At 62.0% G+C, this 8,299-nt stretch carries 7 protein-coding genes; 1 reads left to right on the top strand and 6 read right to left on the bottom strand.

Annotated features, from left to right (window positions below):
- Positions 1 to 433: 433 nt before the first annotated feature.
- The gene (locus tag QZ266_RS13445; protein WP_366918461.1) at positions 434 to 2,548 is read right to left on the bottom strand and encodes a peptidase domain-containing ABC transporter; all 2,115 of its coding nucleotides are present in this window, start codon (positions 2,546 to 2,548) and stop codon (positions 434 to 436) included.
- Positions 2,549 to 2,649: 101 nt separating this feature from the next.
- Here QZ266_RS13445 and QZ266_RS13440 point away from each other — a divergent pair, with 101 nt between their 5' ends.
- Entirely contained in the window at positions 2,650 to 3,882 is a 1,233-nt protein-coding gene (locus QZ266_RS13440; protein ID WP_295696000.1) for an HlyD family efflux transporter periplasmic adaptor subunit, read from the top strand.
- 201 nt (positions 3,883 to 4,083) lie between these two features.
- Here the strand turns inward: QZ266_RS13440 and QZ266_RS13435 are convergent, their stop codons facing one another.
- From QZ266_RS13435 to QZ266_RS13415, 5 genes are all read right to left on the bottom strand, one after another.
- Positions 4,084 to 4,953 (bottom strand): hypothetical protein, encoded by an 870-nt coding sequence (locus QZ266_RS13435; RefSeq protein WP_295695998.1) that lies wholly within the window; start codon positions 4,951 to 4,953, stop codon positions 4,084 to 4,086.
- A gap of 86 nt (positions 4,954 to 5,039) precedes the next feature.
- Complete coding sequence (locus QZ266_RS13430) at positions 5,040 to 5,330, bottom strand: hypothetical protein (protein WP_295695996.1); 291 nt, start codon at positions 5,328 to 5,330, stop codon at positions 5,040 to 5,042.
- A 279-nt stretch (positions 5,331 to 5,609) separates the two neighbouring features.
- The gene (locus tag QZ266_RS13425) at positions 5,610 to 7,127 is read right to left on the bottom strand and encodes an IS66 family transposase (protein WP_295695994.1); all 1,518 of its coding nucleotides are present in this window, start codon (positions 7,125 to 7,127) and stop codon (positions 5,610 to 5,612) included.
- A 105-nt stretch (positions 7,128 to 7,232) separates the two neighbouring features.
- Entirely contained in the window at positions 7,233 to 7,580 is a 348-nt protein-coding gene (gene tnpB, locus QZ266_RS13420; RefSeq protein WP_295695992.1) for an IS66 family insertion sequence element accessory protein TnpB, read from the bottom strand.
- The gene (locus tag QZ266_RS13415) at positions 7,577 to 7,978 is read right to left on the bottom strand and encodes a transposase (RefSeq protein WP_295695990.1); all 402 of its coding nucleotides are present in this window, start codon (positions 7,976 to 7,978) and stop codon (positions 7,577 to 7,579) included. The genes tnpB and QZ266_RS13415 overlap by 4 nt, the downstream gene beginning before the upstream one ends.
- Positions 7,979 to 8,299 lie beyond the last annotated feature (321 nt).

The raw sequence follows: 8,299 nt of genomic DNA, 5'->3' as shown, positions 1-8,299 counted from the left end.
AGATTCTCCTGATCGCGCGTCTATGGGCTCGCTGTCGCCCGCAGCGTGCCGGTCGCTCGAGCTACGCGGGGGCTCCGCTCTTGGCACACTCGCCAGACCTCAAACCATGGACTATGAAAGGATCAGACTTTCGTAATAAAGGTAAGCGTCCGGTGAAGGTGACCTTGTCCGGATCGTTTCGGTCGCGAGTCTGAGCCGTCCGGATGGGCCGATGGTGTCCATTCGATAGGATCTTGGACACTATCGGGGGGCAAGATGGCGGGAGCTGTTCACTTTCACGCAGCCAACGCGTGGGCTCTCGGGTCGCACAGCTGGCTGTCAATCGGCTTCTACTCCTATGCCGCCTCCGAGGTATGGGCAGGTCAGGCGTGGCTCGCCACCAATTCCGCGCGTCCGCGATTTGCCACATGACAGACTCGGAAACGCAAAACGCTCACTGCCCGATCTGTGGATATTGCGCATCCACCAGTTGCCCGCTCTCCATACGCACCACCCGGTCCGAGCCCGCGATCGCCTGCAAGCGGTGGGCGATGATGATCTGGGTGATCTGCAGATCGGCCAGCGCCTCGATGATCTTGCGTTCGCTGTCGCCGTCGAGATTGGCCGTGCCCTCGTCGAGCATGAGAATGGCAGGATCGGGATAGAGCGCGCGCGCCAGAAGCAATCGCTGCATCTGCCCGCCGGACAGGGCCGAGCCCATGTCGCCGACCAGGCTTTGATAGCCCATCGGCATGGCTTCGATCTCGTCATGAATGGCTGCAGCCTTGGCGCAGGCAATGACCCGGTCCATGTCCAGTTCGGTATCGAAGAAGCTGATATTCTCGGCCAGCGACCCCGACAGCAACCGATCGTCCTGCATGACGACTCCGATCTGGGTTCGCAGCGCCCGCCGCCCCCAGTGCTCCAATGGACGTCCATCGTATAGAATGCGGCCTTCGCTGGGCCTGTAGAGGCCCAGCATCAACTTCATGAGGGTCGACTTGCCGCCGCCGGACCGGCCAACAATGGCTACCCGCTCGCCGGGCTCCACCGTGAAACCGGCGCCGTCGAGCACCCAAGGTTCGTTATCACCATAGCGATAGCGAAGGTTCTCCACCTCAATCCGGCCGCTCAGACGTTGCGGGAGGCGCGCGATCTTACCCTCCGGCTCTTCGATCTCGGTATGAACAATGTCGGCGAGCCGCTCCAGATGAAGTCCTACCATCCGCCAGGCCATCAGCGTGTTGACCAGCCCCTTGGCCGCGCCTTCGAAAGAGCTGCGGTAGGACTGAAAGGCGAAGAGCATGCCCAGCGTCAGATCGCCGGCGATCACGCCACGGGCGCCGAGATAGAGAATCAACAGGTTTTGCCCGCCGCTCAGGATCGACTGTCCGGCGCCGCCCCATAGGCCGAACCGTTGCAGTCGGATGCGGACATTCACGTTGTCGGCGAACAGGTTCTGCCAGCGCGCGTGGCGCTGTTCTTCCCGGCCGAACAGCTTGACTGCACGCGCCGATCGGATCGATTCTAGGAAGTAGGATTCGAGATCGGCAGAGGTCTGGATCTGCTCCTCGCTGAGGCGGCGGATATAGGGAAAGCTGATCATCCGGATGGCAAAGAAGACCAGCAGGAAACCCAGTACGACCAACGTCAGGGTGGGCGCATAGAAAAACAGAAATGTCAGCGTGCCGACCGCCATGAGCCCGTCGAGCGCCGCGCCGATGACACCCGAGGTAATGAGGCCCTGCACCGGCGCGAGCGAGCCGAACCGGGTGACGATGTCCCCGATGTGCCGCTTCTCGAAAAAACTGGCCGGAAGCCGCATGAGATGCCGCAGCAGATTGGCTTCCATCTGGAACGTCATCAGATTGCTAAGATACATGCTGACGAAGCCGCGCAGCGTCGAAATGGCGATTCGGACCAGCATCAGCAGGCCGAACCCCAATATCACCGTTGTCAGCAGTTGCAGATCGCCCTTCGTGATCGCCTCGTCGACGACGATCTGATTGACTAGCGGGGCGACGATGGTGAAGAGCTGCAGAATGAGCGAGAGCGCAAAGAGCTGCCATAGACTGTTCGAGAACCCGCGCAGCCGGTTCCACAACTGACCGATTTGGAGCCGTTCGACCTTGGATTTAGTTTCGAACATCGGTGTGGACATCAGCTCTAATGCCACGCCCGTGAAGTGTTTGGAGACGGTTTCCATCGGCAGTTTCCGTCGCCCGCGGGCCGGGTCGTGCACGATCACATGATTGCGGCCGACTTTTGCCAGGGTGACGAAATGATTGAGATCCCAGTGCAAGATCGCGGGGAGCCGAAGCTGGTCGAGTTCGTTGAGTTCGCAGCGCACGGGCCGTGCCGCGAAACCGAGACTATCGGCTGCCCGGATCAGATCCTGAAGTGTCATGCCCTTCAGTGACAGAGAAAACCTGTTGCGCAATTCGCTCAGCGTTGTGCGTCGGCCGTGCTTCGTGGCGATCATCGCCAGACAGGCCAGCCCGCATTCCGAGGCCTCGGCCTGCAAGATCGCAGGGAGCCGGCCGCGATGAAAAATCTCTTCAATCAACACAAAATTCCAGGACAACAGTCTCGCGAAAGAGCTTGCACAACCCAAGCTTTTATACATCCTAGCCGGGCACACATGATCTATCCAGCCTCAATGGGATGCGCATGCTGTTTCGACAGGAAGTGATCGAAGGCCAGTCGCAATCGGGCATGGGCGATGTCATCATCAGCCAGCCTCGGATATTTGCCGTGATGACCACGGCCTTTGTTGTCATAGCCTTTGTCTTCGCCGGTATCGCCGCTTACGGCACCTACTCCCGTAAGGAGACCGTGCCCGGCTATCTGGCGCCGCAGAACGGGGTCGCACCGATTTTTGCCCAGAGGGGCGGGATCGTGACCGAGATCTTCGTCGCCGAAGGCGATCGCGTGGTTGCCGGAGATCCGATTGTCCGCTTGAGCCTCGACAGCGCTAATGCCGAGGACGACGCCTCGCTCGCCGCTCAAATCGCCCGGGTGGACGCGCGCATTCGCGAGGCGCGCCTTCAGCTGGAGGCGCGAAGCCAGCTGTTTGGCGGCGAAGAAGCCGAGCTCGCATTGCGAATCGAAGGGCTGGAAGCCGACCTCGACCAATTGTCGCGGAGCGCGGACCTAGCGCGGGAAAGCGCCGCCCTCGCCGAACGGCAATGGGAGCGCTGGCAATCCTTGTCCGAGCGCGGGCTGGCACCCAATGCCGAAGTCGAACGCGTCCGCAACTCGCTGATCAATGCGCAAGGCGTGCTTCAGGATATCGCGCGTCAGCGGCTGGAACGCGAACGCCAGTTGAGTGAAGTACGCCACCAGGTAACCCAGTTGCCTACCCGGCGCGATCTCGAACTGTCCCGGGCGCGAGACAGCGTAACGGCACTGGAGCAGGCCCGGCGCGATCTCGAACGCGCAGCCGGGTACACGATTTCCGCCCCGATCGCCGGCCGCGTGACGTCCGTCCAGGCCTCGATCGGGCTGGCAGTCCGACCCGAGCTGCCATTGGCCGCCTTGGTGCCGGAGGGTGAGGTCCTGCGGGCCCACCTCCTGGTGCCGACCAGCGCGGCGGGATTCGTCGAACCCGGCCAGGCCGTCCGGTTGCGGATCGATGCGTTCAACTACCAGCGTTTTGGAACGGTGGAGGGCCACGTGGCCGACCTTTCAACCTCGGCCCTGTCTCCGAGCGAGCTCGCCGCGCCGATCTCCGTCCAGGCACCGGTTTATCGGCTCAGCGTGGATCTCGCCCGGCAGAGTGTCTCGGCCTATGGCTCCTCCCAGCCGCTCCAGCCCGGCATGACGCTAAGCGCCGATGTGATCGTGGACGAACGTCCGCTGTGGCGATGGGTAATGGACCCGGTGCTAGCGGTGCGAAACTAGCGAAGCTTCGGATGTCGAGCAGATTGCAATTCCGGCCGCGCCGCCTCAGTGCTCTTCGAAACGAGCTGACAACGTGCGCGAGGAGAAAGCCCGCCTGTCCCTGATCGGTCACAATGATTTTGAAGAGCGTTTCCGGTACACTGCAACATACATAGTATCCTCTTCGTCAAAGATCGTGACCAAGGGATTTTTCTTGTGCCACTAATCAGCCTCTTCAACACATAGACCTATCGTCGAGCGAGCGATTTTCTCTCCTTCTAGGATGACTTGGCTGTCAGGCAACGGATGTCGGAGATTCATACCGCCTACGAACGACCACTGCGCTACCATGCGATCCGGCAATGTTTCATCGTAGAGCTGGACGGTTGCTTGTTCATGATCGTCGCCACGCCATCGTTGGAGCGTTTCGGCTAAAGGCAACCAGTACTGGTGAGTACTCTCGAACGCTGTACGTCCGTTCGCGACCAATGATATGACACCATCGTTGATCGCTCCGGCACAAATTGGCTCCACTAGAGCGGTGCTTTCTAAATGAAATCTCCACGGGATTGTCGCCGCCAATTGAAAACTTCTCTCGAACTCTGCTCCGACATCTGCGACAGCCCGATGCTCTGCCTGCGCCCACTCAGCGGTGCGCCGAATGAGCTCCAGCCGATATCCTAATGTGGAGTGAGCAACGAAGATCGCTCGCTCGCGGAGCACCGCTTTGTTCGCTCCTACGTAAAGCTCGACGCACGCCGAGATGCATATGCCGTCGAACGCCACCGCAATGGCTTTACTATTGATCTGCTCAACTATCGTATTGATCAGAATGCCATCACCGCCCGTACTTCTGACAGTGAGGAACTCAAGCTCACCTGGTTCAAGCGAAACTAGGAAGTCGCTTGCAGTGCGCCCAAGGACACCACAGAGCATGCCCTCCTGGCCGGATTGCCAGATCTGGGGTGGGCTTGCTCGAGGGTCACATTCTGCATCGTGTTGCGATGGCAGTAGAGCAGTGAATTCCTCTGCAGCGGGAGTATCACATCCCCAACAAAACACTGCAGAAATAATGATCCAAAATCGGGCCATGGAAGGCATTATCACATCAATTTGGAAGCGGGCGCCGCGTGTCACGCGGCGCCCGCTCAGATTTCAGCAGAAACACCAGTCGAGGACTAGTTTCCTTCGGTCTCGTTATCACGTGCGTGCATACAAATGCCTGCGGTTATCGCGGGATCGCCGCCCAGCGCGGTGAGAATAGCGCAGGCTGTAATAGCAGTTAACCCGCCTTCATCATTGTCCCCTTGACCCCCACCAATTTCCGGCTCGATAAGATCCCGATTGTCCTCAATCGGAGGAAACGGCCCCGGATTGTCTGGGTCGGGTCCATCGGGATTGTCGGGCGGATTACCATCGTAATATCCACCAGCCACGTAGTCCATTTCCGCTACGGTCAGTACACGCATAGGGTCCTCCTTTTAAGCATGCCATCTCAGACTGCCGCTTAGGTTGTTTCGTGTCCAGAAAAAATCGAGAGAATATTGCTTCCGCCGATTCAAGGAGAGCGCTTCCGTGGCGAAATGGTTTCATTCACAACTACTGGTCATTGGGCAAGCGTTGCAGCAGCTTGCCGTCAGTTACAATCGACTAGGGCCGTGGCCAGACGCTAATGAGCCGGGACGAGCTGGCCCTCCAAAACCGTCCGGTGAACCCGCCCTGCCGGTGAAGAGCGGCCTCGCCTACGCTCAGGCTCGCTGAGCGTAGGTCCAGGGCAGGAGGTCGTCGAGAAGGGTGATTTTGGTGTCGGCGATGCGGGCGAGCACGTCGGTGAGCCAGGCCTGGGGATCGACGCCGTTGAGTTTGGCGGTCTCGATCAGGGTGTAGAGGCAAGCTGCTGCGTGGCCGCCCTTCATCGAGCCGGCGAACAGAAAGTTCTTGCGGCCCAGGGCGACCGGGCGCATGGCGCGCTCGGCAGCGTTGTTGTCCAGTTCCGTGACGCCATGCGCCAGCCACGGCTCAAGCCGCTTCATGCGCGTGAGGGCATAGCGGATCGCCGCGGCGAGAGGCGTCTTACCGGATATCCGGGTCAGTTGGGTCGCGAGCCAGGTGTCGAACGCCTCGAAGATCGGCCGCGACCGGGCCTGTCTCACCGCGGCGCGCTCGTCCAGCGGCTTGCCGCGGATGGCCTTCTCGATGGCGTAGAGCCGGGCGATGCGCTGGATGGCCTCTTCGGCGATCGCCGAGCCGGAGGCCTTGTGCACGTCGACGAACTTGCGCCGGATATGCGCCATGCAGGCGACTTCGGTAATCTCGCCGGTGTCGTAGAGCGCGTTGAATCCGGCATAGCCGTCGGCATGCATGAAGCCTCTATATCCCGCCAGGTGCTCGACCGGGTGCTCGCCCTTCCTGTCCGGGGTGAAGCGATAATAGGCCGCCGGCGGCGCCTCACCGGCCCAGGCCCGCTCGTCGCGCACATAGGTCCACATGCGCGCCGTCTTCGTCTTGCCGGTCCCCGGCGCCAGCAGGTTGAGCGTGGTATCGTCGGCGAAGATCGCTGTGCCTCGCCGCACATGCCGGCCGATGGCCTCGGCCAGCGGTTCCAAGAGGCCGGCGGACTGGCCGACCCAGCCGGCCAGCGTCGAGCGTCCGATGTCGAGGCCGTCGCGGGCGAAGATCTGGCTCTGCCGGTAGAGCGGCAGGTGGTCGGCATACTTGCAGACGAGGACATGGGCCAAGAGGCCGGCGCCGGGCCGACCCTTCTCGATCGGGCGCGAGGGCAGCGGCACCTGATGGATGCGCTCGCAGCAGGCACAGGCCCGGCGCGGCCGCACGATGCGGTTCACCACGAAACGCCCCGGCACATAGTTGAGTTCTTCGGTGACGTCCTGGCCCAGCGTCTTGAGCGTGCCGCCGCAGGACGAACAGGCCTCACCCGGCGACAGGGTCTCCTCGATGCGCGGCAGATGGTCCGGCAGGGGCTTGCGCTTTGGCTGGACCGGATTGTCCGTCGGGGCGGGGTCCGGTTCGGCCTCCGGTTCGACCGGTGCCTCGGCCGCCGCGGCGATCGCCTCGTCCTCCAGCGACATGGCGAGCTGGTCGAGGCTCTCTGCGCGCGCGCCGAAGCGGTGGCGGCGCAGCCCCGCGAGCTGGTGCCTGAGCTTGAGGATCACAAGGTCGCGGTTGGCCAGTTCGCGCTCAAGCACGCCGACGGCACCCTTGAGGGCGTCGATATCGTCGGGCAGATCGGCGGACGAAGCGGTCATGGGGCGAATCACTACCCGATCCGGCCGCGCGCGTGAATCCCCAAAAACGACATCAAGCCGTTGTTTTAGTGTCGATAATTTATCGACGCGAGATCGACACTGTCCTCATCCCGCCGTCAGCGGGCGCCAGGTGTGCTGCGGCATGCGCCAGTCGATCCCTTCCAGCAGCATCGCTAGCTGGGCCCGGCCCAGACAGACCTTGCCGTCCGATGCTGCGGGCCAGACGAAGCGCCCGCGTTCCAGCCGCTTGGAGAACAGGCACGCTCCTTGCCCGTCCCACCAGACGATCTTCACCAGATCGCCGCGCCGGCCGCGAAAGACGAAGAGATGCCCGCTGTGCGGATCTTCCTGCAGCTTGCTCTCGGCCAGGGCGGCCAGACCGTTGAATCCCTTGCGCATGTCCGTCACCCCGCCGGCCAGCCAGACCCGCGTCTCCGCCGGAACCGGGATCATGCCGCCCGCCCAATGGCGCGGATGACGCGCGTGAGTGCAGCCGCGTCGATATCGCTCTGAACCCGCAGACGTGTTCCGCAGGCCAGCGCGATCTCGACCGGGGTGGATGACGGCGCAACCGGCGGTGACGGCTTCGACGGCTCGGGGGCGGCTCGACCTGCCTCGCCCATATCGCCGTCGATCTGCACCGGAAGAAAAACCGGCTCCGGTTCCGAACGTGCACCCGACGACAGTGCCGGGGCGAAACGCGGATCGCGGCGCCAGGTGCTCACCAGGTTGGCGTTCATGCCATGGCGGCGCGCCACAGCCGCGATCGAAGTGCCCGCTTCCAGGCTCTCCGAAACGATCGCCCGCTTCTCCTCATCGCTCCAGTACCTGCGCCCGACAACATCCGCCATCTCCCCCTCCGATAATGCCCACGATGAACGCTAATGGGCACCATCGCCCGAATGCGAGCCCATAGACTGAAGATCGGGAAAATCCGCGCAAGGTCGGGTTCGCCGGACGCTTACCCATGTGTGGAAGCCGCGGATTATGCGCCTCGGCCGAATGGAGGCCAAAATGGCTCCATCCCGAAAGCGGACATAGAGCTCGAAAGAAGACCGGTTCGGCAGGTCTAGGCGAAACCATCCAGGAACCTGGCAGGTGCGCCACACCCGAACCTACTGAATGGTAGACGCTCGCCGTGGAAGGGGGAAGCGCACCGCTGCGCGCATTCT

It is taken from the genome of uncultured Maricaulis sp. (genome assembly GCF_905480005.1).
In the GTDB taxonomy this organism is placed as follows: Bacteria; Pseudomonadota; Alphaproteobacteria; order Caulobacterales; family Maricaulaceae; genus Maricaulis.
Note: the sequence above shows the minus strand (reverse complement) of the source record. Positions and strands in the feature narration are given on the sequence as shown.

Coding starts and splice junctions, on each gene's coding strand:
- QZ266_RS13425 (WP_295695994.1), bottom strand. CDS start 7,127: ATGACCGCTTCGTCCGCCGATCTGCCCGACGATATCGACGCCCTCAAG.
- QZ266_RS13415 (WP_295695990.1), bottom strand. CDS start 7,978: ATGGCGGATGTTGTCGGGCGCAGGTACTGGAGCGATGAGGAGAAGCGG.
- QZ266_RS13435 (WP_295695998.1), bottom strand. CDS start 4,953: ATGGCCCGATTTTGGATCATTATTTCTGCAGTGTTTTGTTGGGGATGT.
- tnpB (WP_295695992.1), bottom strand. CDS start 7,580: ATGATCCCGGTTCCGGCGGAGACGCGGGTCTGGCTGGCCGGCGGGGTG.
- QZ266_RS13430 (WP_295695996.1), bottom strand. CDS start 5,330: ATGCGTGTACTGACCGTAGCGGAAATGGACTACGTGGCTGGTGGATAT.
- QZ266_RS13440 (WP_295696000.1), top strand. CDS start 2,650: ATGCTGTTTCGACAGGAAGTGATCGAAGGCCAGTCGCAATCGGGCATG.